The sequence below is a fragment of the Prevotella sp. P3-122 genome (assembly GCF_002251365.1).
Taxonomy (GTDB): Bacteria; Bacteroidota; Bacteroidia; order Bacteroidales; family Bacteroidaceae; genus Prevotella.
Map to the genome: position 1 here is coordinate 49,442 of NZ_NPJH01000006.1, position 22,015 is coordinate 71,456.

Annotated in this window: 17 protein-coding genes and 2 tRNA genes; 7 read left to right on the forward strand and 12 right to left on the reverse strand. The window is 52.4% G+C overall.

The features are described from left to right. Positions 1 to 60: 60 nt before the first annotated feature. The 8 genes from CIL02_RS01010 to pyrE all read right to left on the reverse strand — a co-directional run bounded on the left by CIL02_RS01010 (position 61) and on the right by pyrE (position 6,089). The gene (locus CIL02_RS01010; RefSeq protein ID WP_094398629.1) at positions 61 to 1,062 is read right to left on the reverse strand and encodes a DUF4369 domain-containing protein; all 1,002 of its coding nucleotides are present in this window, start codon (positions 1,060 to 1,062) and stop codon (positions 61 to 63) included. A 10-nt stretch (positions 1,063 to 1,072) separates the two neighbouring features. After that, positions 1,073 to 2,749: a lipopolysaccharide assembly protein LapB gene (locus tag CIL02_RS01015; RefSeq protein ID WP_094398630.1), complete on the reverse strand. Its 1,677-nt coding sequence runs from the start codon at positions 2,747 to 2,749 to the stop codon at positions 1,073 to 1,075. 23 nt (positions 2,750 to 2,772) lie between these two features. Beyond that, a tRNA-Leu gene (locus tag CIL02_RS01020) sits at positions 2,773 to 2,858 on the reverse strand. 22 nt (positions 2,859 to 2,880) lie between these two features. Then, a tRNA-Gly gene (locus CIL02_RS01025) sits at positions 2,881 to 2,953 on the reverse strand. Between the two features lie 108 nt (positions 2,954 to 3,061). After that, a complete protein-coding gene (locus CIL02_RS01030; RefSeq protein ID WP_240513482.1) occupies positions 3,062 to 3,643 on the reverse strand; it encodes a hypothetical protein in 582 nt (193 codons plus the stop codon). 24 nt (positions 3,644 to 3,667) lie between these two features. Beyond that, complete coding sequence (gene argH, locus CIL02_RS01035) at positions 3,668 to 5,011, reverse strand: argininosuccinate lyase (protein WP_094398631.1); 1,344 nt, start codon at positions 5,009 to 5,011, stop codon at positions 3,668 to 3,670. A 27-nt stretch (positions 5,012 to 5,038) separates the two neighbouring features. Beyond that, positions 5,039 to 5,449 carry a polyketide cyclase gene (locus tag CIL02_RS01040; protein WP_094398632.1) on the reverse strand — a complete coding sequence of 137 codons (411 nt, stop codon included), beginning with the start codon at positions 5,447 to 5,449 and terminating at the stop codon, positions 5,039 to 5,041. Between the two features lie 7 nt (positions 5,450 to 5,456). Continuing rightward, positions 5,457 to 6,089, reverse strand: coding sequence for an orotate phosphoribosyltransferase (pyrE, locus tag CIL02_RS01045; protein WP_094398633.1), 633 nt, complete (start codon positions 6,087 to 6,089; stop codon positions 5,457 to 5,459). Between the two features lie 527 nt (positions 6,090 to 6,616). On the opposite strand from pyrE, the gene CIL02_RS01050 reads away from it, so the two are divergent. Then, the gene (locus tag CIL02_RS01050; RefSeq protein ID WP_170934974.1) at positions 6,617 to 9,118 is read left to right on the forward strand and encodes an AAA family ATPase; all 2,502 of its coding nucleotides are present in this window, start codon (positions 6,617 to 6,619) and stop codon (positions 9,116 to 9,118) included. A 411-nt stretch (positions 9,119 to 9,529) separates the two neighbouring features. On the opposite strand, the gene CIL02_RS01055 is transcribed toward CIL02_RS01050, so the two are convergent. Beyond that, on the reverse strand, positions 9,530 to 11,671 hold the full coding sequence (locus CIL02_RS01055; RefSeq protein ID WP_240513483.1) for a M3 family metallopeptidase: 2,142 nt from the start codon (positions 11,669 to 11,671) through the stop codon (positions 9,530 to 9,532). Between the two features lie 272 nt (positions 11,672 to 11,943). Between CIL02_RS01055 and purL the strand changes: the two genes are divergently transcribed. From purL to CIL02_RS01085, 6 genes are read left to right on the forward strand one after another with little or no spacing between them, the layout of a single operon-like run. Then, on the forward strand, positions 11,944 to 15,684 hold the full coding sequence (gene purL / locus CIL02_RS01060) for a phosphoribosylformylglycinamidine synthase (RefSeq protein ID WP_094398635.1): 3,741 nt from the start codon (positions 11,944 to 11,946) through the stop codon (positions 15,682 to 15,684). Positions 15,685 to 15,704: 20 nt separating this feature from the next. Next, positions 15,705 to 16,253, forward strand: coding sequence for a chromate transporter (locus tag CIL02_RS01065; RefSeq protein WP_094398636.1), 549 nt, complete (start codon positions 15,705 to 15,707; stop codon positions 16,251 to 16,253). Between the two features lie 10 nt (positions 16,254 to 16,263). After that, positions 16,264 to 16,839, forward strand: a complete 576-nt coding sequence (locus CIL02_RS01070) for a chromate transporter (RefSeq protein WP_094398637.1) — start codon at positions 16,264 to 16,266, stop codon at positions 16,837 to 16,839. Positions 16,840 to 16,855: 16 nt separating this feature from the next. Next, entirely contained in the window at positions 16,856 to 17,824 is a 969-nt protein-coding gene (locus CIL02_RS01075; protein ID WP_240513484.1) for a family 43 glycosylhydrolase, read from the forward strand. A 27-nt stretch (positions 17,825 to 17,851) separates the two neighbouring features. Continuing rightward, on the forward strand, positions 17,852 to 18,430 hold the full coding sequence (locus CIL02_RS01080) for a manganese efflux pump MntP family protein (RefSeq protein WP_094398639.1): 579 nt from the start codon (positions 17,852 to 17,854) through the stop codon (positions 18,428 to 18,430). A gap of 43 nt (positions 18,431 to 18,473) precedes the next feature. Further along, complete coding sequence (locus CIL02_RS01085; RefSeq protein ID WP_094398640.1) at positions 18,474 to 19,760, forward strand: M18 family aminopeptidase; 1,287 nt, start codon at positions 18,474 to 18,476, stop codon at positions 19,758 to 19,760. Positions 19,761 to 19,799: 39 nt separating this feature from the next. On the opposite strand, the gene CIL02_RS01090 is transcribed toward CIL02_RS01085, so the two are convergent. The 3 genes from CIL02_RS01090 to prmC are packed head-to-tail and all read right to left on the reverse strand — an operon-like array spanning position 19,800 to position 21,830. Beyond that, positions 19,800 to 20,504, reverse strand: coding sequence for a ComF family protein (locus CIL02_RS01090; protein ID WP_094398641.1), 705 nt, complete (start codon positions 20,502 to 20,504; stop codon positions 19,800 to 19,802). Next, on the reverse strand, positions 20,494 to 20,982 hold the full coding sequence (locus CIL02_RS01095) for a regulatory protein RecX (RefSeq protein ID WP_094398642.1): 489 nt from the start codon (positions 20,980 to 20,982) through the stop codon (positions 20,494 to 20,496). Before CIL02_RS01095 ends, CIL02_RS01090 begins: the two co-directional genes overlap by 11 nt. Continuing rightward, the gene (gene prmC / locus CIL02_RS01100; RefSeq protein WP_170934975.1) at positions 20,979 to 21,830 is read right to left on the reverse strand and encodes a peptide chain release factor N(5)-glutamine methyltransferase; all 852 of its coding nucleotides are present in this window, start codon (positions 21,828 to 21,830) and stop codon (positions 20,979 to 20,981) included. The genes CIL02_RS01095 and prmC overlap by 4 nt, the downstream gene beginning before the upstream one ends. Positions 21,831 to 22,015 lie beyond the last annotated feature (185 nt).

The following is a 22,015-nucleotide window of genomic DNA, read 5'->3' on the forward strand; positions in this document are numbered from 1 at the left end:
GTGAATAAGGTTTGGTTTGTTATGGGGGGAGTTGCAGGAGCTACGGTGTTTAGCTCTGTATTACAGCAACTCCTCGAGTTTGCGCATGAGTTCTTGCGAGGAGACGTTGCGTTCTATGATTTTCCCGTTTTTCAGCAGTATGTTCGATGGTATGCTGTACAGTCCCAGTGTCCTGACGGTCTTGCTCTCGAACATCAGTCCATCGCAGACGTTACTCCATTTCACGGAGTCGCGTTCGAGGAATGAGTTGCAAGACGCCTGTGCCGCATCTACGGAGAAGCCTATTACGCAGAGCTTGTTGCCCGCTTTGTCCTTCATCTGCTTGAGCCTGCGCTGCATCTCCGTGCTCTCGTAGTTCCATGATGCCCACAGGTAGATGACTCCTACGGCTGCTTTGGTGATTTCTGATGAGCTGACGGTATTGCCCGATGTGTCAGTACAAGAGAATTTCGGCAGTTTAGCCCCGCTGACCGTAGCAGCGAGTGCGTTTACCTGCTGTGCAAGGCGTGCCACATTTCCGTTGCGTGGTTGCCTGTCATGCAGGGTGGCAAGCAGCTTGCGTGCCTGTGCGTAGTCGGGCGACGGTGTGGCGACGAAGTATTTCCTAACTATCCACAGCGCAGCCTCGGAGTCGGCGTTTTTCTGTGCGAACGCTGCCGCCGCTGCTATGGTCTGCTGTGGTGAGAGTCCAGACACTTGCTTGCGGAATGCCGTCATCAGTTCGTTGTCCCGAGTACCTTCTGTTTCCAGTTCCCTGAGCAGCGATGCGTCTCCCGTTACCTTGACGCTCTTGCCTGGTGCTGCGAATACGGGCTGCTCATAGAAGTTGGGGAATACGATGACCAGCGTGCCCTGCTCTGTGCATGGTATCTCATATGCGAACCTTCCTCCGACAATCTTCACTGTGTCGATACCGTTGAGCAGGCCGTCGGTGCTATACACATAGAACTCACCCTGGTTGAGGTGCAGGAGTCGTCCTTCAAGCTTGAAATGCTTTCCGTCGACACCACAGGAACACACAACCAGGGTGAGCAGTATAGAATATAGAAAATTCCGTATCATACGGCCATGCTTACTTGCTGACCTTGACCAGTTCCAGGTCGTTGGCAGCATATGCGGCCAGTGACGGGTCTTTGCTGATGGCGAGCTTGAGAGCCTCAGAAGCTGTCGACACGTTACCCTGACGGGCATTGACGATGGCAGTGAGGTATTCGGTCATGGCATCACGGTTCTTGATGGCGTGGAGTGTGGCCACAGCCTTGGCATAGTTCTTGTTGAGGATCTGTGCCAGAGCTGCGCTGTTTGAGATAGAGTTCTCAAGGTTCTGCTCAGCCTGTGCGTAGTTGCCCTTGGCGATGTTGATGTTGCCCAGCACGTCGTTGAAGCCGTTGGCATCAACAGCCTTACTGAGTGAGCTTTCAGCTTTCACGATATCTCCGTCGCGGAGAGCCATGAGTGCGAGGATGCCGTTAGACTCCGGAGCCTTGGTGTTGCAGTTGAAAGCCTTCTGCAGATACTGGTTAGCCTTGGCATTATCACCATTGCTAAATGCGATGGCAGCCAGGTTGTTATAGGCGCGATAGTCCTTGTCGTAAAGCTCGGCAGCCTTCTTGTAGATAGCCTCCATGTCGGTAGCGTCCTGCTGCAGGCTTGCAGCGTAGAGCAGCTCATCGGCAGAGAGCTTGGTGGCGTCGGTCTTGTACTGCTCCATAATCTGCTCATCGCTTCTGCCAATGGTCTCGTAGTTGATGATGAGGCGTGAGCGGCGAAGCTCTGGGAGGATGCCGTCGGCAAGCTCACGGAATACGGCGCTCATGTTACGGATCTGACGCTCGCGCTCCTCTGGGTCCTTATACATTGAGAGCACTCGGAGAATTACGTCCTTGTCCTGGATGTTGCTTACCTGCACGAGCTTCTGGAAACCTTCCCAGTCCTGTGCGGTGTATCTTGCGCTAACAGGAGCCTCCACTTTGGTCTCCTTGAGCTGCTTCTTTACATACTGCTCGCTGTTGTCCTGACGCTTGCTGGCCAGTTTGTCGTTGAAGTCGAAGCCACCCTCTGGTGAGGCGTAAGCCAATACTTCTATGTTGCGTACATTCAGACCCTCGCGGTCGGCGTTAATCTCCTTGAGCATGTTGACGAACTCCTGTACAGAGTTGTTCTTAAGCTCGCTCTTACGAAGGTTGGCCTGGTTGACGAGGAACATGATGTTGGCTTCCTGCTTCTTCTCCCTTACACGCTGGAAAGAGTCTGGTGCTATGCATGCTCCGCCATTGAGCAGGGTCTGGCGATACAGCTCAGAAGTAGCTACGACGCCATAGGCAACCTTCACGGCTGGCATGTCAACCTTCTTATTGCCCAACTTTGCATCGAAGGAGAGGTACATGTCGCTCTTCTCCATGCCGGGAGCATACTTGAAGTTGGTCTTCATGCTGTAGCGTCCGCCCACCTTGTAGGAAACGGTGCGGTCATTGCCCATAACTTTCTCACCCTGGAAGGTTGCACCTTCACCACGTGCCACCTTTCCATCGGCATAACGCAACTCAGGTGTTACGGTGATGACAGCCTTGGTCTTCATGTACTTGGCAGGGAAGCTGGCGCTTACCGATGCAGGGATTTCTCCACCCTGTGTCTCAAGAGGTACAGGGGTAACAGTGAAATTGTCAGCAGACAGAGGTCCTAATTTAGAACATGATGATAGTACAAACAATGTACATGCTGACAGAATAAAAATTACATTCTTGCGCATAATATAATAAAGGTTTTAGAATGTGCCGCGAGCGGGACTCGAACCCGCACGGCCATTTCTGGCCAAGGGATTTTAAGTCCCTCGTGTCTACCAATTCCACCATTGCGGCAGGTGGGCTAACTATTAAGAGGAGCGGAAAACGGGACTCGGACCCGCGACCCCGACCTTGGCAAGGTCGTGCTCTACCAACTGAGCTATTTCCGCATAGAAGAATATTGACTGCAAAGTTAAGGCTAATTATCGTGATAGCCAAATGTATTTACACTATTTAACTAACAATTGGCGTCATAGCGGCTGAAAAGCAGACCATAATCAGTTCACGTTGAGGATACCATATGGTCCTGTTGTGGAGCAGCGGTATCTGGTCAGCTTGTTGCCCTTGTCACCCTCGATTATAAATCCCCCTCCATTGAGGTCGTACTTCCTGCCGCATTTCCCGCAGGTGCCCACACCAACAGTGTTTATGCTGATGGGATAGCTTTTCAGTGGAAGGGCATTTGGGCTGAAACAGTTGGGGCACTCACGGTCGTATGCGTACAATATAGCGTCTACGGAATTGCCGTAGCCTACAATCAGTCCACCGTTCTTGCCAAGCACGAGGCTCCTTCGCTCGTCTACGGCATTGAATATAGACTCGCTACGGTTGCCCTGATTGTTCTCGAATACGAAATAGCGTGCCCCCGATTTCTGCGAGGTGGTGATAGAGACGAATGTGCCCGAGTAGAGAGTGAGCGCACTTGCCAGGGTTGGGTCTTGGTGTACGCTGTTATCGAACACCAGATAACATGGAGAGCTATCGTACTCAAACTCTGAGTCGCCACACGACAATATGCCGGCCATAATTATAGCCGGCACAATAAGAATAGTCCAATGGTATACTTTCAGTCTTCTCATATCCACATCTTCTTGTCCTTTCACCTAAGGCAATGACAGCAGGGCAGCCTCTGCCTCGTCAACCCTCTGGAAATGGAACTCCTCAAGAATGCCTTCCATCAGGGCCGTTATCCTGTCGTTGCACAAGTTGCCGATGGAGCCTTCGTGAGTGTGGTGGATATTGCGGTCGGCTTTGAACGTCCCGGCCTCAATTTCCAGTCCCACTGTCTTGTAAGCGTCGCGGAAGGGCATGCCGGCGGCAGCAAGCTTGTTTACTTCCTCGACAGAGAACATCGGGTCGTACATGGGATTGTCGAGGATATGCTCGTTGACCTCCATCTGGTTTATGATGTATGCAGCCATCTGCAGACAGTCTGCCAGCTCGTCGAAAGCGGGCAGGAACACCTCCTTGATAATCTGCAGGTCACGGAAATAGCCTGTGGGCAGGTTGTTCATTATCAGCGTCACCTGCTGCGGTAGCGCCTGTAGCTTATTGCATTTTGCCCTTATCAGCTCGAAGACATCCGGATTTTTCTTGTGCGGCATGATGCTTGAGCCGGTCGTACACTCCTTTGGCAGCTTCACAAACGAGAAGTTCTGGCTGTTGAATAGGCATGCGTCGAAGGCCATTTTCGCAACCGTTCCTGCCACCGATGCCAAGGCGAAAGCCACATTGCGCTCGGTCTTTCCTCGTCCCATCTGCGCATATACCACGTTGTAGTCCATAGAGTCGAAGCCCAGAAGTCGGGTTGTCATGGAACGGTCAAGGGGGAACGAGCTGCCATATCCGGCAGCCGAGCCGAGAGGGTTGCGGTTGGTCATGCGATAGGCGGCCTGCAGGAAGAGCATGTCGTCGGCGAGGCTCTCGGCGTGTGCTCCGAACCACAGTCCGAACGATGACGGCATGGCTATCTGCAGATGCGTGTATCCCGGCATGAGAATATCCTTGTACTGCTCGCTCTTGCCAATCAGCTCGTCGAAGAGCTGCTTCACGGCAACGACGATGTCGCGCAGACGCCTGCGTGTGAAAAGTTTCAGGTCTACGAGCACCTGGTCATTACGCGACCGTCCGGAGTGTATTTTCTTGCCAATGTCTCCAAGCTTGCGTGTGAGCATAAGCTCCACTTGTGAGTGGACATCCTCCACACCGTCCTCGATTACGAAATCGCCGCTCTCGCACAGGGCGTAGATAGAGCGCAGCTCGGCGAGCAGCAGCTTCAGCTCGTCAGCCTGGAGAAGTCCTATCGACTCCAGCATGGTGATGTGAGCCATAGAGCCTATGACGTCGTATTTGGCGAGATAGAGGTCCATCTCGCGGTCGCGGCCAACAGTGAAGCGTTCTATTTCCTTGTTTATCTCAAAATTCTTTTCCCAGAGTTTCTGTGCCATGTCGTTATAGTGGTTAGTGTGCAGTCCCTATTCGTACCTGATCATCTGCAGTGCGTCGGCAATCTTCTCAAGACCCTCCTGCAGGGGCTTCGATACCATTCCCTTGATGAAGGGGTTCAACTCGGCCTTAATTGTTAGCTTCATCTTGCTGGAGCTCTCGGTCACTGGCAATATCTGTATCCAAAAGTTGAATGCCAGCGGGCTCTCCTCGGTTGCGAACTTGATGCACTTCGGCTCCTCGCGGTCAACGATACGCAGTCTTACCGCTCCCATAGGCGTTGACAGCGACAGGCTGTCGGCATCAAACGACAGGTCGTTGAGCTTGTCGGCAGGGATGCGGTCTTTCACCTTATTAATATTATTAAGGTCGCACAACATGCCGTATACCGACTGTTGGGAATAGGGGATTTGTCTAACGGTACTTTCAAATGTTGCCATACACGGTTTATTTTTTCCAGTTTGCGGGATCCTTGCGCCACTCGTTAAGCACCTCGACATCAGTTTCGGCGATATATCCTGTCTCAAGAGCCTGGGCCACCACATGCTCGTAGTCGGTGAGGGTGACGAGCTTAACACCAGCCTCAGCGAAAGCCTGCTCGGCAACAGGGAAGCCATAGGTATATGATGCAACCATGCCCACCACCTCGCAGCCAGCCTGGCGCAGGGCCTCCACAGCCTTTAGCGAGCTGCCGCCTGTTGATATGAGGTCCTCAACGACAACAACCTTCATGCCAGGTTTCACCTCGCCCTCGATGAGGTTAGCGAGTCCATGGTCCTTTGGCTTTGAGCGCACATACGAGAATGGCAAGTGCAATGCGTCGGCTACGAGGGCTCCCTGCGCTATGGCACCTGTGGCAACTCCTGCCACTCCCTCAGCGTCGGCGAAATGCTCGAGTACGGCATGTACCAGCTCCAGCTTCACAAAGTTGCGAAGCTCAGGGAACGACAAGGTCTTGCGGTTATCACAATAGAAAGGAGACTTCCAGCCGCTTGCCCATGTGAACGGGTCGTTGGGCTGAAGTTTTATGGCCTTTACATTCAAAAGGCGTGAGGCGAATTCTTTTTTCAAGCTGTCCATAATATAATGTTTTGAGTGTAATCAGCTGCAAAGATAGTGCAAATGAGCGAAACAACAAAGAAAAAGGTTTTTCTTTTTGTTTCCGAGTGCAGCCTATCTTATCTAAAGATAGTGCAAATGAGCGGAATTACAAAACAAAAAAATGATATTTGGTCTATCTTCGAAAAAAATCGGGCAAATAGTTTTGCCATGTGAAGGAAAGTACTTATATTTGCAGCCGGTTCCTAAGAATCACGACAATGACAACAATTATCATCAAATCAAAGAAAACAAACGTTTATCACTCTGGTGCCTCGGGAGCCCTTGTCCCGATGCAGATGTAAACGTATGTGTTCTTTGACTTAATGATACAATTATGTCAAGCCGGAGGCGGCTTGATTAGTTTTTCGGAACTCCAATTATCTTGTTGGGAAACGTGTGGCCTCACACTTTTTAGGTTTGTCCCGTAGCACAGTTGTGGCGACGGGGTGGACTATCAACAGCATGTCGTAGATATGCGAAACTGTAATTATTTAATTGTTATTGCCATGATTGAAATATTAAGGAAAACAGGCTCCACGTCTAAGATGGAGCCAAATATGTCAGATTTCACATTCAGTAAAATCAATATTACTGTCGGCACCACCGACATGAAGACGAGCAGCACTCCGCCGTATGTCTTCCAGCAAGATAATCTCCCAATTGTAATTGACATTGACAACATAAGTTGCAAAAGCGAGCCTGACGGTCAGTCGTTCAGGATAGAGCTGCTCCGGCGTGGGAGCGCCGACCCTCTCTACCAGACAGAATACTCGCCTTCCTTTGACGGCGACTATTTCCTGCATACCATTGATGACATTGCCGACAAGCTCATACCAGGCATCTATCGACTGCGGTTGTCGAACATCACGCCAGACACTCCCGATGTCCGCCTGTTGTCCGACGCTTGCTCGTGCAGTTATTCCTTCACCTTACTGGCCAACGGCGAGAGTCTCGTCCATCCTGCCATCACCAATGCCACGGCAACCATAGCCAATGGTCGGGAACTGGTGTTGAGTATGGACGGCAGATGGAGTGTTGGACAAAAGGATGTCTTCGACATCTATTGTCACAACGGCTCGCTCATGCTCGTGGCACAAGGAAGTTGCATGCCGAGGAAACGTACTGCGGGAAGGAATTTGCGTGTGGTGCTGACAGCTGCGCACCCATGGGCTGATGGCGCATACGCATGTCTGGTAACCCATAACGGTGAGCCTTTTGCGAGGGTAGACCTGACGGTGCATGGCGGCAGGGATGTCCGAGTGACAGGATTGGGGAGCATCAGTCCCGGAAGTCACGACCATGTGATGGCAGGCAGGCTGATACAGGATGCCCACGACAGCAAACTGTGGAAGAGACTCAGGGACACCGTAGGCTGCGGACAGCTTAAACGGCATGCTCTGGACTATTGCCGTATGGCCATTCACAACGAGATTAGAAGGTTGCACGAGGTTGCTGCCATCAGGCGTTGCGACCATCACTTCATAATTGGCGAGCCTGATGCGGCCACGAGAACAGCTATAGAGCGGTTCGCAAATGTTGCCATGCCTGGAAAGTTTTTCAAGAGCGTTGACGCACCACGCCTTACCCAGTCGTCGAATATTGCTGACCCCATGGAGGAAGTCCGCGACAGGATGAGCGACAAGGGCAATGTGCTGTGCATATATGGTGTCGGCTCGCTACTATGGGCAGCAGGCCGTCAGGTTGGAGCGTACATAGAGGAGTGTATGGTCAGCGGCGATGCGCCCACGATATTCTTCCTCGGCAACAGGTCGGAGATAGAGCAGCTGAAGGAGCAATATCCCGTCATGGCTGGTAAGGTGCCGGCAGAAAACATGGTGGAGATAGAGCCGCTGACGGCAGACGAGATTATGTATGGCATACAGCAAGAGCTTGAAAGCCGTGAGCTGACATTGTCAGAAGAGGCTGCGGAAGCTATAGAGAGTGGGTTGCGGAAGAGGGCTGAGGCAGGACTGTTGGGTAACAAGACCTCGGACTACTGTGTGCGCTTTGTCGAAGAGTCACTCATGGAGGGCTTCCGCAAGAGGATGATAACATCCTGCTTCACGGCCAATGGTGACATCCACCATGCGCTCACCACTATAGAGGCTTGCGACATCAACTGGACACCCATGGGATGTGGCAGCAGCAATATTGCCGACAGCCTGGAGGATATAAACGGAATGGTGGGACTGAAGAGCGTGAAGACTACCATCAGGAACATCGCCATGAAAGCGATGTTTGACAACAGATGTACGGAGGTGGGAGGCATGCGTGCTGCCAATTGCCATCATCTGATATTCACAGGCAATCCGGGCACTGGAAAGACCACCGTGGCAAAGAAACTCGGCAAGGTGTTCCATGCGCTGGGTATTCTCTCCAAGGGAAATGTCGTGGTGGCCGAGAGGAGCACTATCGTCGGACGCTACATCGGGCAGACGGAGCAGAACATGCAGCGTCTGCTGGAGCAGGCGCGCGGCAACGTGCTATTCATCGATGAGGCATATACCCTCGTCGACACTTCCGATGACCGCAAGGACTACGGCTACAGGGCCATAGAATGCCTGCTCACCGTGCTCTCGAATAAGAATCCAGATATGGTGGTCATCATGGCGGGATATGCCAAGGACATGGACAGGATGCTGGATGCCAATCCCGGACTGCGGGGTCGGTTCCCACATCATCTTCACTTCGATGACTACAGTGTTGAGGAACTTATGGAGATTAGTGTCAACTACCTTTCTGCCAACGGGCTTGCCATAACACCTGATGCTGCCGCCGCTATGCGCCAGCTTGTTGAGGGGCAGACTGCCAACAAGGGCCGTGATTTCAGTAATGCCCGCTGGATGGAACAACTTGTTGACACAGACATCATCCCTGCCGTTTCTGAGCGTATCTTCTCAGCCACATATGATAGTGAGGCTGCAATATGGGAGGTGACGGACGCTGACATGAAGGCCGTAGCGGCAAAATATGCACAGAAAGAACCCAAGAGGAAAATAGGGTTTTGAGGGGTAAGGTAGGGTGTACAGTTTGATGTGCAAAAATTGAATATCCTAATTCTGAAGTTCATGTCGGTAATTGTCGCGCTGTAAGCGCAAAAGCACATAGCCCAGGGTAAAGCGAAGCGGCACCCTGGGTGTAGCGGGTTGTTGTCCCTGCGCGCTGTAAGCGCAAAAGCGTTATCTGTCCTGCCATTATCTACGCTTTTGCCCTTAGCAGGGCGACCATCAACTACGTGAAATAACCCAGGGTGTCGCTACGCTCTACCCTGGGCTATGCGCAGGTTGCCCCTTCTTTGCTACTGATTTTGCACATCAAACTGTACACCCTACTTCCCCTGACAACCTTAAAGGGGAGGGAGAGGATAGGAAACAATATAGGGGCGCATTGTTGCGCCCCTATTATTTGTGGTTGTTTTCCTATTCTGCCAGTCCTCTGTTTTTGAGCAGGGCATCAATCTTGGGCTCAGCGCCTCGGAAGTTGCGGTACATAGTCATACCATCGTCGATGCCACCGGGAGTGAGGACGTATTTGCGGAAGCGGGATGCAACTTCCTGATTGAAGATGTCGCCTGTTTCCTTGAATGCCTCGAAGCCGTCGGCATCGAGAACCTCAGCCCAGAGGTAGCTGTAGTATCCGGCGGTATATCCTCCACCCATGGTGTGTGAGAAGTTCGTTATGCGATATCGGGGCTGTATCTGCCTGGGTATACCTCTTTGCCTCAGTTTCTCCTCCTCGAATTTCATCACGTCTAAGTCGTCGGGCACCTCAGTGAGCACGTGAAGGTCCATGTCGGAGTATGATGCTGCCAGATATTCCACAGTGGCAAATCCCTGTCCATACTTGCTTGCGGCAATATATTTGTCGAGCAGTTCCTGTGGCAACTTCTCGCCCGTGACATAATGCTTGGCGTAGACGTCAAGCACCTGAGGCTCGAAGGCCCAATGCTCGTTTATCTGCGATGGCAGCTCCACAAAGTCACGCTCTACGTTTGCCACGCTGCTGTAGTGGACATCGCGCATAAAGCTGTGCAGGGCATGCCCGAACTCATGGAACATTGTCTCCACGTTGTCGATGGTCTGAAGAGCTGGCTTGTCAGCACTTGGCGGGGTCATGCTGCAAACGTTGACAACTACGGGCTCAACCCTGTTGCCACCGTCGTACCGCTGTCCCCTGAACGATGTACACCATGCTCCGGCTCTCTTGCCGTCGCGTGGCATGTAGTCGCTATAGAATATGGCGAGTAGGGTGGAGTCGGCATCGTACACCTCCCATGCCTGTGCCGTGGGCTCATAGGCAGGAGCCTTATCAGTGATTTCCTTGAACGATACGCCATAGAGCTTGTTGGCAACGTAGAATACCCCTTTCAGTACGTTGTTTATCTCAAGATACTCCGATAGCTTACTCTCGTCAAAGTTGAACTTTGCCTTACGGGCACGTTCCAGATAGTATCGGTAGTCCCATCCCTCCGGCTCGCAGTCGAGTCCGTCTTTCTTCATCTCGGCGCGTATGTCTTCAAGCTCCTCGTTGGCTTTTGCTACGGCAGGCGTCCACACCTGGTCGAGCAGGGCATAGACAGCCTCTGGTGTCTTTGCCATGCGTGTGTCGAGAATTTGCGAGGCGCAGTTTTTGAAGCCCATAAGCTTTGCCCTTTCCAAGCGCAGCTTCACCAGTTTTGCACAGATTTCCTTGCTGTCGTAGTCGTTGCCCTGATTGCCACGGTTGCAATATGCCTGGTATATTTTTCGCCTCAGCTCCCTGTTGCTGCAATACTGCAGGACAGGATTGCACGATGCCCTCTGCATGTTGAACATCCATTTCCCCGTCTGCCCCTGTGCAGCAGCCATTGCCGCCGCCCTGTCGATATCAGACTGTGGAAGTCCCTGAAGGTCTTCAAGCTTGTCGACGGTGACGAAGGTGTTGTTGGTCTCATGGAGCAGGTTTTGTGAGAACTGCACCTGTAGGTCGGAGATCTCCAAATTCAGCTGGCGCAGTTTCTCCTTGTCCTCATCTGAGAGGTTCGCCCCGTTTCTCTCGAATCGTTTGTAGATGTTCTCCGTTACCTTCATCTCCTCTTTCGACAGCGTTGTTGAGTCGGCCTCGTCATATACGGCTTTCACCCTCTTGAAGAGCTTGTCGTTCATGTATATGTCATCACTGTGTGCAGAGAGTATTGGCGACAGCTCCTTGTCAAGAGCCCGAAACTCAGGAGTGGAATTGCTGCTTGACAGTGGCCAGAACGTAGCAGACGCTCGGTTCAGAGCCTCGCCGCTGCGGTCGAGTGCGGCGATGGTGTTCTGAAACGTGGGCTTAGCCTTGTTTCCGGCTATGGTCTCCACATTTTTCTTCTGTTCATCCACACCTTCGAGTATTGCCTCTCGGTAGTCATCGACAGTCAGCTTGTCAAAAGACTCAATGCCGTGGATGTTCTTGCTTTTTTCCAGCAGCGCATTTGTGTGCCCTGCCTCACCTGCTGTTGTCATGTTGCTCTCTTGTGTCTTGCAGCCTCCTATAGTCAGTGTAGTTGCCATGAGTGCCGCAACAGTAATCTTGCTGTTCATAGAAATATCTGTTTTGTTTGCAAATATAAACATTTCTGTCTGATTATGCAAGCAATAATCAAAGTTTCGCTTATTGTGGCTTTGTACGACGGTGTGGCAGTTGCCGTCAATAAGCACAAAATCTGTTTTTTGTTTTGTTATTCCACTTGATTGCATTACCTTTGCAGTGGCAAATAGAGATTGTAATGTATGTGCGTGCGCGCATCTGCCGTTCTCTGCTGCCAGTTATAGAGAATAATTAGTTTAGTTACCGAATAAAAAAAGACTTTTTTATGATTTTGTTCTTTAAGACTTCCCAGGAGAATGTTATTGCGGCTGAGATCAATCACCAGCCCAGCCAAGACGAGGTCAACGAGCTTTGCTGGCTTTTTGGCGATGCAGAGTGTCTGGACTCCGACACCCTCGGAGGCTACTTCGTAGGCCCACGACGTGAGATGATTACCCCATGGAGTACAAATGCCGTTGAGATTACCCAGAACATGGGACTTGCTGGTGTTACACGTATAGAGGAGTACTTCCCCGTTGGCTCAAAGGATGCTGACCATGACCCCATGCTCCAGCGAATGTACGATGGCCTCGACCAGACGGTCTTCACCGTCAGCCATACTCCTGAGCCCATCAAGTTTGTAGACAATCTGGAGAAGTTCAACGAGGAGGAGGGACTTGCCCTGTCGCCAGAGGAGATAGAGTATCTCCACAACATGGAGAAACAGAACGGACGTCCGCTCACCGACTCCGAGATATTCGGTTTCGCACAGATTAACTCCGAGCATTGCCGTCACAAGATATTCGGTGGCACATTCATAATCGATGGACAGGAGAAGGAAAGTTCCCTCTTCGCCCTCATCAAGAAGACCACCCAGCAGCATCCCGGAAAGATATTGTCTGCCTACAAGGACAATGTGGCCTTTGCCCAAGGTCCCGTCATTGAGCAGTTTGCTCCCGCCGACCAGTCAACTGCCGACTGGTTCAAGGTGAAGGACATAGAGAGCGTCATCTCTCTCAAGGCCGAGACCCACAACTTCCCAACCACGGTAGAGCCTTTCAATGGTGCGGCTACCGGTACAGGTGGTGAGATACGCGACCGTATGGGTGGCGGCGTAGGTTCTTGGCCTATAGCAGGAACAGCTGTATACATGACAGCCTATCCGCGTCTGACAGACGACAATGGCCATGCCGACAGCTCACGCGACTGGGAGGACATACTGCCCGTAAGGAAGTGGCTGTACCAGAGCCCTGAGCAGATTCTTATCAAGGCCTCGAATGGCGCCAGCGACTTCGGCAACAAGTTTGGCCAGCCACTCATCACAGGTTCGCTGCTCACTTTCGAACATCAGGAGAACAACGAGAAATATGCCTACGACAAGGTAATCATGCTTGCAGGTGGTGTTGGCTATGGCACAAAGCGCGACTGCCTGAAGAAAGAACCGCAGAAGGGCAACAAGGTTGTCGTTGTCGGCGGTGACAACTACCGTATCGGTCTTGGTGGTGGCTCGGTGTCGTCGGTAGACACAGGCCGTTACAGCAACGGCATAGAGCTCAACGCCGTGCAGCGTGCCAACCCGGAGATGCAGAAGCGTGCCTACAACCTTGTGAGAGCACTGGTTGAGGAGGATAACAATCCGGTAGTGAGCATCCACGACCATGGCTCGGCAGGCCACCTTAACTGTCTGTCGGAGCTTGTCGAGGAGTGCGGAGGCTCGATAGATATGTCAAAGCTGCCGATTGGTGACAAGACGCTGAGCGCGAAGGAGATTATCGCCAACGAGTCGCAGGAGCGCATGGGACTGCTCATTGACGAGAAGCACCTTGAGCATGTGCAGAAGATTGCCGAGCGCGAGCGCGCCCCGATGTATGTTGTAGGCGAGACAACCGGCGATGCCCACTTCAGCTTCGTACAGTCTGATGGCAAGAAGCCTTTCGACCTTGACGTGGCTCAGATGTTTGGACATTCTCCCAAGACGGTGATGGTGGACGAGACTGTAGAGAGAAAATACGAGGATGTCACCTACAGCCTCGACGAGATAGATGCCTATGCAGAACGTATGCTTCAGCTGGAGGCTGTAGCATGCAAGGACTGGCTCACCAATAAGGTTGACCGCTCCGTTACGGGCAAGGTGGCACGCCAGCAATGTCAGGGACAGCTGCAGCTGCCGTTGAGCGACTGTGGTGTGGTGGCTCTCGACTACCGTGGCCGCAAGGGTATCGCAACAGCTCTCGGACATGCGCCACAGGCTGGACTCGCAAGTCCAGAGGCAGGCAGCGTGCTCTCTGTGGCAGAGTCACTGACCAACATCGTATGGGCACCGATGGCAACCGATGCCAACAATCCCTCGCCAATTGAGAATATCAGTCTTTCGGCTAACTGGATGTGGCCTTGCCGCTCACAGAAGGGCGAGGATGCGCGTCTCTATGCTGCCGTTGAGGCTCTGAGCGACTTCTGCTGCGCCATTGGAGTAAATGTTCCTACAGGAAAAGACTCGCTGTCACTGTCGCAGCAATATCCCGATGGTGAGAAGATAGTTTCTCCCGGTACTGTGATTGTGTCAAGTGGCGGTGAGGTTGAGGACATCAGGAAAGTGGTTTCTCCAGTCATCGTCAATGACAAGAATTCAAGCCTTTACCATATAGACTTCAGCTTCGACGAGCAGCGTCTTGGCGGTTCTGCATTCGCTCAGAGTCTCGGCAAGGTTGGTAGCGATGTACCTACCGTCAAGAACCCTGAGTATTTTGCCGACTGCTTCAATGCCATTCAGGAGCTTATCCGCCGCGGGTGGATAATGGCCGGACATGACATCTCTGCCGGTGGTCTGCTGACAACCCTCCTTGAGATGACTTTCGCCAATACCAAGGGCGGCCTGAACATCAACCTTCACGACCTTGCAGGTGATGATGTCGTAAAGAACCTCATGGCTGAGAACCCCGGTGTTGTCATTCAGGTTTCCGACGAGCACAAGAATGACCTTAGGGAGTATCTTGAGGACAACGGCATCGGCTATGCCAAGATAGGCTATCCTGTTACGGACGGACGCACCCTGAAGGTTGTCAAGGGCGAGTGGAGCCATAGCTTCGACATAGATGCTCTTCGCGACAAGTGGTATAAGACCTCTTATCTTCTCGACCGCAAGCAGAGCATGAATGGCATGGCCAAGCAACGTGCCGAGAACTACAAGCACCAGCCTGTTGAGCTTAGCTATCCTGCCGCCTTCACGGGCAAGCTCTCACAATACGGCATCTCTGCAGACCGCAGGCAGCCCAGTGGTGTTAAGGCTGCCATCATCAGGGAAAAGGGTACCAATGGCGAGCGCGAGATGGCATACTCGCTCTATCTGGCAGGCTTCGACGTGAAGGATGTCATGATGACCGACCTTATCAATGGCCGCGAGACGCTTGAGGACATTAATATGATAGTATTCTGTGGCGGTTTCTCCAACTCTGACGTTCTTGGCTCAGCCAAGGGATGGGCAGGAGCATTCCTCTATAATCCTAAAGCCAAGGAGGCACTCGACAAGTTCTATGCCCGTGAGGATACGTTGTCACTTGGTATCTGCAACGGATGCCAGCTGATGGTAGAGCTAAATCTCATCAATCCAGAGCACGAGCATCGCGCACACCTGCTCCACAACCGCTCGCACAAGTTTGAGAGTGCATACCTCTCGTTGGCCATACCTCAGAACAGCAGCGTGCTCTTCGGCTCGCTTAGCGGCAGCAAGCTTGGTCTGTGGGTAGCCCATGGAGAGGGACGTTTCGAACTGCCCGAGACAGAGGATAAGTACAATGTGGTTGCCAAATACAACTACAGCAGTTATCCCGGCAACCCCAACGGCTCCGACTATAACGTTGCGGGCATCTGCTCCGCCGACGGCCGTCACCTGGCAATGATGCCACACCTTGAGCGTGCCATCTTCCCATGGCAGCTTGGATGGCAGGAGGCATCACACCGCAACGACGAGGTGACTCCGTGGATAGAGGCCTTCGTCAATGCACGTAAGTGGATTGAGGACAGGAAGTAGGTACACTTACGGGTCTTACTATGCAGAATCTCTATTTGACACTGTTCAAAACCTTCTTTAAGATTGGCGCATTCACCCTCGGGGGTGGATACGCCATGATACCTATTATAGAAGAGGAGGTGGTGAACAAGCACAAGTGGGCCACCCGTGAGGAGATGCTCGACCTTATTGCCGTAGCGCAGAGCTGCCCGGGAGTCTTCGCTATCAACATCAGCACTTTTATTGGCTATAAGCTACGCAAGAAGCGCGGCGCATTGTGTACCACCCTTGGGACTGCTCTGCCCTCGTTCGTCATCATCCTTGTCATAGCCCTTTTCTTCCACCGTTTCATGGATGTGCCATGGGTAGCTGCTATGTTCCGTGGCATACGCCCGGCCGTTGTTGCCCTCATTGCAGCCCCAACCTTCAATCTGGCCAAGAGTGCGCATATAGGATTGTACAACTGCTGGATACCCATAATCACAGCCTTGCTCATCGCAGCACTTGGTGTAAACCCTATATATATTATTGTGGTGGCGGGAGTGGCAGGCTATCTATATGGACAATTCATAAAACCGACAGAGCAGTAACAGAATATATATGATATTCCTCGAACTATTCTACACATTCTTCGTCATCGGCCTTTTCGGCTTTGGAGGCGGATATGGTATGCTGTCGCTCATACAGACGCAGACGGTTTCCATACACCATTGGCTTACAACGGCAGAGTTCACAAATATTGTGGCCATATCGCAGATGACACCTGGCCCCATAGGCATCAACTCAGCAACATATTGCGGATATGCCGCGGTGCATAATGCCGGATATGGCGAGGCCATGGCTGTTCTTGGCTCTGCTACTGCCACCTTCGCCCTGGTGCTGCCCTCGTTCGTGCTAATGGTTCTCATCAGCAAGATGTTCATGCGCTATATGAATACGCCTGCCGTACAGAGCATATTCCTCGGACTGCGCCCGACGGTAGTGGGGTTGCTTGCTGCTGCTGCCTTGATGCTTATGAACCGTGAGAACTTTGGCTCCATGTATGATAGTCCATGGCAGTTCTTTATCAGCATTGCCCTGTTTGTATCCACCTTCGTGGGTACCTATTATATAAAGATAAACCCCATAAAAATGATTTGCTATGCTGCGTTTGCTGGTCTTGTTCTGCTTTATTGAGATGGGCGTCACTACTATGACAGCCCAAGGACGTACCCGACGTCCTATGACGGAGTTCACTACCGACACCGCCATGGTCCACGACCCCGTCATGGCCTACGAGGATGGCGTATATTATATGTTCTCTACGGGTATGGGCATTCAGCTTATGACATCTTCCGACCGCCGCTCATGGACATTCAAGCCGGACGGCGTCATGGGACGCGAAGGCATCCCTGCATGGACTCATGATAGTGTTCCTGGCTTCCGCAACCACGTGTGGGCACCCGACATCTTCCGTTTCAACAACAGATGGTGGATAGCCTATAGCTGCTCGACATTCGGCAGGAACACCTCGGCCATAGGACTGATAAGCTCCCCCACCCTTGCCACACCTCAGTGGACTGATGAGGGATGTGTCATTACCAGCAGGCAGGACCGCAACAACTGGAATGCCATTGATGCCAACATCTGTGCTGATGCCGATGGACGGCCATGGATGACATTTGGAAGCTTTTGGGACGGCATACAGATTATACCTCTTGACAGCACCATGCACGCTGTCGGCAGTCCAAGGACAATAGCACGCAGATGGGGTGACAACCTCCCTCATGGCGGCAACCCCACTTCCGAATACGCTGGCGAGAACGCCATAGAGGCACCGTTCATATTCCATAAGGACGGCTGGTACTACCTGTTCGTCAGCTGGGACTATTGCTGCCGTGGCGAGAAGAGCACATACCGTGTGGCCGTAGGACGGAGCCGCAAGATTACCGGGCCATATCTCGACCGCAATGGCAAGGATATGTCTACAGGTGGAGGAACACCGTTCTTTGGTGGCGATGGGGTATCGCTGCAGGCTGCCGGACATTGTGCCGCATACTCCTTCCCTGATGGTGACATCTTCATATGCCATGGCTACAGCGTGGCACACGATGGCGCGGCAATATTAGTGCAGAGAAAAATCAGCTGGACTGACGATGGATGGCCGACTGTAGAGCCATAGTTTTTTATCACAATAATCATAGCATATATGACTATCGTTGAAATATTTTTGCTGGCAGTAGCCCTTGCCATGGACTGCTTCACCGTCTCGATAGTGTTCGGTGTGCTGCTCCGTCGTTATGATTGGCGCACCATTCTCACCACAGCCTTCCTCTTCGGACTCTTTCAGGCACTGATGCCATTGGCGGGCTGGCTATGTACGGCAAAATTGAGCTCGTATGTTGAGAGCGTCGACCACTGGGTGGCATTTGGCCTACTGTCCTTTCTTGGTGGAAGAATGATAGTAGAGTCGTTCAAGGATGATGACGCCGACCACCATTTCAATCCCCGTAGTCTGAAAACGCAGCTGACCTTTGCCGTAGCAACGAGCATCGACGCACTCGCCGTGGGCATCTCTCTGGCTTGCCTCGGCTATACATCCATGTCCACGCTTGTCATGCCTCTTGTCGTCATCGGTGTTGTATCTCTTGTTTTCAGCATCACAGGCAGCATCCTTGGCATACGCTTCGGAAAGGGCGTGGCAAAACGTATGAAGCCTGAGCTTATCGGAGGCATAGTGCTTATAGCCATCGGTGTGAGAGTCCTCTTTGAGCATATCTTCGGATAATCCCGCATGTATTATATATATTTTTATAAGACCATAATATAATATGATAAACCGTCTATTACAATTTCTGGATGCCTCTCCAGTCAATTTCTTGGCAGTAAGAAACATTGTTGCAGAACTCGAGCAGTCGGGCTACACACGTTTCGATGCCAGCGAGTCCCTTACCGATATTCAGCCGGGTAGTAAGTTTTTTGTGACGAAGAACGACTCGTCGGTGTATGCTTTCCGCATAGGCAGTAAGCCACTTGCCGAAGCAGGCTTCCGCATGATATGTGCCCACTGCGATTCTCCTACGTTCCGTATAAAGCCCAATGCAGAGATGCTCTGCGAGGGTGGTATCGTGAAACTCAATACCGAGGTGTATGGTGGTCCTATAATGTCGACATGGTTTGACCGTCCGCTAACACTTGCCGGTCGTGTGATAACAAGGGGTGACAGCCCCATGGAGCCCCGCACATTGCTCATGCATGTACGCAGGCCTCTTCTGCAGATAAGCAATCTTGCCATACATTTCAACCGTCAGGTGAACGACGGGGTAAAGCTAAGCCGTCAGAAAGACATGCTTCCTCTGCTGGGTATGGTGACAGACCAGCTGGAGAAGGGCAATATGCTCATTGGTGTCATTTGTGATGAGCTTGGCATAAGTAAGGAAGAGATTCTCGACTTCGACCTTTATCTTGCTGATGCTACACCAGCCTGCCTCTTCGGAGTGCATGACGAGTTTATTTCATCAGGCCGTCTCGATGACCTGTCGATGTGCTACGCTGGTCTTGAGGCACTAACGGGAACACCGGATGGCGAGGTAACGAGCGTATTGGCCATCTTCGACAATGAGGAGACTGGCTCGCAGACCAAGCAGGGTGCAGGAAGTCCTTTCCTCTCGTCGCTGTTACGTCGGATAGCCTTAGCTCAGGGAGGAGGCGAGGAGGCATATTGGCGCTCGGTAGAGAAAGCCTTCATGGTCTCTGCTGACAACGCACACGCATGGCATCCCAACTATAGCGAGAAGTATGACCCGACGAACCATCCCGTTCTTGGTGGTGGCCCTGTAATAAAGTTCAACGCTGCACAGAAATATGCCAGCGATGCCGTGTCGGCGGCAGTATTCTCAGAGATATGCCGTAAGGCTGGAGTGCCATGCCAGCGGTTCGTCAACCATAGCGATGTGGCAGGTGGAAGCACCCTTGGCAACATTCTTGCCTCGTCAATACCTCTTCGGGGCGTAGACATGGGCAACGCTATTCTTGCCATGCACAGCTGCCGCGAGACAGGCAGTGTGGCAGACCACGAATTCTGCGTAAAGGCATTTAAAACTTTCCTGAGCGAATAAGGGCAAGAGGGCTAAGGGCTAAGGGCCAAGGTCAAAGGACTAAGGAGCCTTCCCCGCATACCCCAGGCACACAACGCTGATTCTTACGTTTCTCACCTTAATCAGCTGGCTGGCACAAGCCATGATAGTAGCGCCCGTTGTCACCACATCATCAACGATAGCCACATGCTTGCCTGCAACCTTATGTCCATCGGCAAGCTCCCATGCTCCCTCCATATTGTCCTGTCTTTCCCAACGGTTAAGACTTGTCTGGCTTCCTTTGAAGACGGTACGGCGAACGACGCCTGTCACCACGGGAAGCCCTGTGATATCGGCTATGCCACGAGCCATCTCCTCACTTTGGTTGTAGCCACGCACAACCATTCTCTTGCTTGTCAGCGGCACAGGCATCAGCACGTCTATGTCACCGAAGAAGTCGGTAGCCATCAGCTCCATGGCCATGAGCCTTCCCATCTGGTAGCAGAAGTCGGGATGGCTCCCGTATTTCATGCCATAGACGATGTTGCAGGCCTGCGAGCCATGCTCGTACCTCATCAGGGCGACAGCCTTCTCCAAGGGCACAATTCCCCAGAGATTCTTTGCCATGACATTGTCATAGGGATGTTCTGCAAACGACGTGCGGGGAAGCATCATGTTGCAGGCCGCGCATATCACGTGGCCAGGCGCCTCTATGCGGCAGCCGCAGACGGCACACGCACGAGGACTTATTAGGTCTGCCAGACGTGCGAGGAGGCTAACTGTCATAGTCGTCTATATCCTGTACCGAGGCATCGCCGAGGCATCTCCTTATCACCTGCATGTCGAAACCACGCCCAAGGGCATATTTCACAAGCTTCATCGACCGCTCGTAGTCGGAGCTGCCCTTTACCGACCGTGCCTTTGCCTTGAGCAGTGGCGCCAGCACCTCGGCATAGTCGTCATCGCTGATAACGGCAAGGGCCTCGCCCTGTATGTCGGCAGGTATACGCTTCTGCCACATGGCCTCGGCTATCTTGCGACGGCCCCATTTGTTGAACTTCAGCTTGTCACGCACGAAGAGGGTGGCAAAGCGGCGGTCGTCGACATAACGGTCATCAACAAGACGGCACAGCACACGCTGGCGGGCATCGGCAGACAGTCCCCATTTCTCCATCTTCTGCATCATCTCGCCACTGCAATGCTCGGCCTTCGAACATTCTGTGGCCAACAGGGCGAGGGCTTTCTCTTCACTTATCTCTCTCATAATCTTATTGCTTTCACGAAACGCTGACGGCCAAATTGGTCATCGATGACCTCAACCTGCTCGAACCCCATGGTGCAGAGAAGTTCCGTAATGGACGATGCACACAGGGGATTAATCTCGAAATAGAGCCTGCCGCCATGACGTAAGGCACTGATGGCATACCGGGCTATGGCAACATAAAAGCGCAAGGCATCGGCGTCGGGGACAAAGAGTGCCAGATGGGGCTCGTAGTCGAGGACACTATGCGACATCGACTGCCGCTCGCTATCAAGGACGTATGGCGGATTGGATACTATGACCGACCAGCGCTCCACATCGGATGGCGGGCACAGGGCATCCTGCCTGACAACTCCCACCTGCGCTCCCATAGCATCGGCATTCCGCTGCGCCACCGACAGGGCAGTGTCTGATATGTCCCAGCACTCCACGCTACAGCCGGGACAGTCAAGGGCTATGGTAATGGCAATGCATCCGCTGCCCGTGCATATGTCGAGGACGCTGCCCACATCGCTGCCAATGTCACGGCATACTGTCTGCACAAGCTCGGCTGTCTCGGGGCGTGGGATGAGGACTCCTGGCTCCACATGGAAGGTACGGCCACAGAACTCAGCCTCGCCAAGGACATACTGCACGGGCTCGCCTTTCTGCAGCCTCGACGCTATGTCGGCAAGGCAAGCCTGCTGGTCTGCCGTTAGACGGGCGGTGCCGTCACAGATAATGTCGGCATACGAGAGGCCGAACCGTGTCTCAAGGACGAGGCGCACGATGGCGCGAGCCTCACTGTCACCATATACCGTTGACAGACGGCTGCAAAGGTCTCTATAGGTTGGTGTGTGGTTGTCTTCCATAATCATATGGTGCAAAAGTAAATCTTTTACATTGGTTACACAAAAAGAAGTTGTTAAAGAAGCTAAAGAATAGGAAGAAGGCCATACGGACAGACAGCCATGCAATCGATTGCACGCTAAAAAAGACTAAACAGCAGGCACCTCTTATCGTACACTTGATAAATAGTTGTAATTTTGAGCACGAA

Excerpts from the sequence above, each read along its gene's own strand:
- CIL02_RS01010 (WP_094398629.1), bottom strand. The coding sequence starts at position 1,062 with ATGATACGGAATTTTCTATATTCTATACTGCTCACCCTGGTTGTGTGT.
- CIL02_RS01015 (WP_094398630.1), bottom strand. The coding sequence starts at position 2,749 with ATGCGCAAGAATGTAATTTTTATTCTGTCAGCATGTACATTGTTTGTA.
- CIL02_RS01030 (WP_240513482.1), bottom strand. The coding sequence starts at position 3,643 with ATGAGAAGACTGAAAGTATACCATTGGACTATTCTTATTGTGCCGGCT.
- argH (WP_094398631.1), bottom strand. The coding sequence starts at position 5,011 with ATGGCACAGAAACTCTGGGAAAAGAATTTTGAGATAAACAAGGAAATA.
- CIL02_RS01040 (WP_094398632.1), bottom strand. The coding sequence starts at position 5,449 with ATGGCAACATTTGAAAGTACCGTTAGACAAATCCCCTATTCCCAACAG.
- pyrE (WP_094398633.1), bottom strand. The coding sequence starts at position 6,089 with ATGGACAGCTTGAAAAAAGAATTCGCCTCACGCCTTTTGAATGTAAAG.
- CIL02_RS01050 (WP_170934974.1), top strand. The coding sequence starts at position 6,617 with ATGATTGAAATATTAAGGAAAACAGGCTCCACGTCTAAGATGGAGCCA.
- CIL02_RS01055 (WP_240513483.1), bottom strand. The coding sequence starts at position 11,671 with ATGAACAGCAAGATTACTGTTGCGGCACTCATGGCAACTACACTGACT.
- purL (WP_094398635.1), top strand. The coding sequence starts at position 11,944 with ATGATTTTGTTCTTTAAGACTTCCCAGGAGAATGTTATTGCGGCTGAG.
- CIL02_RS01065 (WP_094398636.1), top strand. The coding sequence starts at position 15,705 with ATGCAGAATCTCTATTTGACACTGTTCAAAACCTTCTTTAAGATTGGC.
- CIL02_RS01070 (WP_094398637.1), top strand. The coding sequence starts at position 16,264 with ATGATATTCCTCGAACTATTCTACACATTCTTCGTCATCGGCCTTTTC.
- CIL02_RS01075 (WP_240513484.1), top strand. The coding sequence starts at position 16,856 with ATGACAGCCCAAGGACGTACCCGACGTCCTATGACGGAGTTCACTACC.
- CIL02_RS01080 (WP_094398639.1), top strand. The coding sequence starts at position 17,852 with ATGACTATCGTTGAAATATTTTTGCTGGCAGTAGCCCTTGCCATGGAC.
- CIL02_RS01085 (WP_094398640.1), top strand. The coding sequence starts at position 18,474 with ATGATAAACCGTCTATTACAATTTCTGGATGCCTCTCCAGTCAATTTC.
- CIL02_RS01090 (WP_094398641.1), bottom strand. The coding sequence starts at position 20,504 with ATGACAGTTAGCCTCCTCGCACGTCTGGCAGACCTAATAAGTCCTCGT.
- CIL02_RS01095 (WP_094398642.1), bottom strand. The coding sequence starts at position 20,982 with ATGAGAGAGATAAGTGAAGAGAAAGCCCTCGCCCTGTTGGCCACAGAA.
- prmC (WP_170934975.1), bottom strand. The coding sequence starts at position 21,830 with ATGGAAGACAACCACACACCAACCTATAGAGACCTTTGCAGCCGTCTG.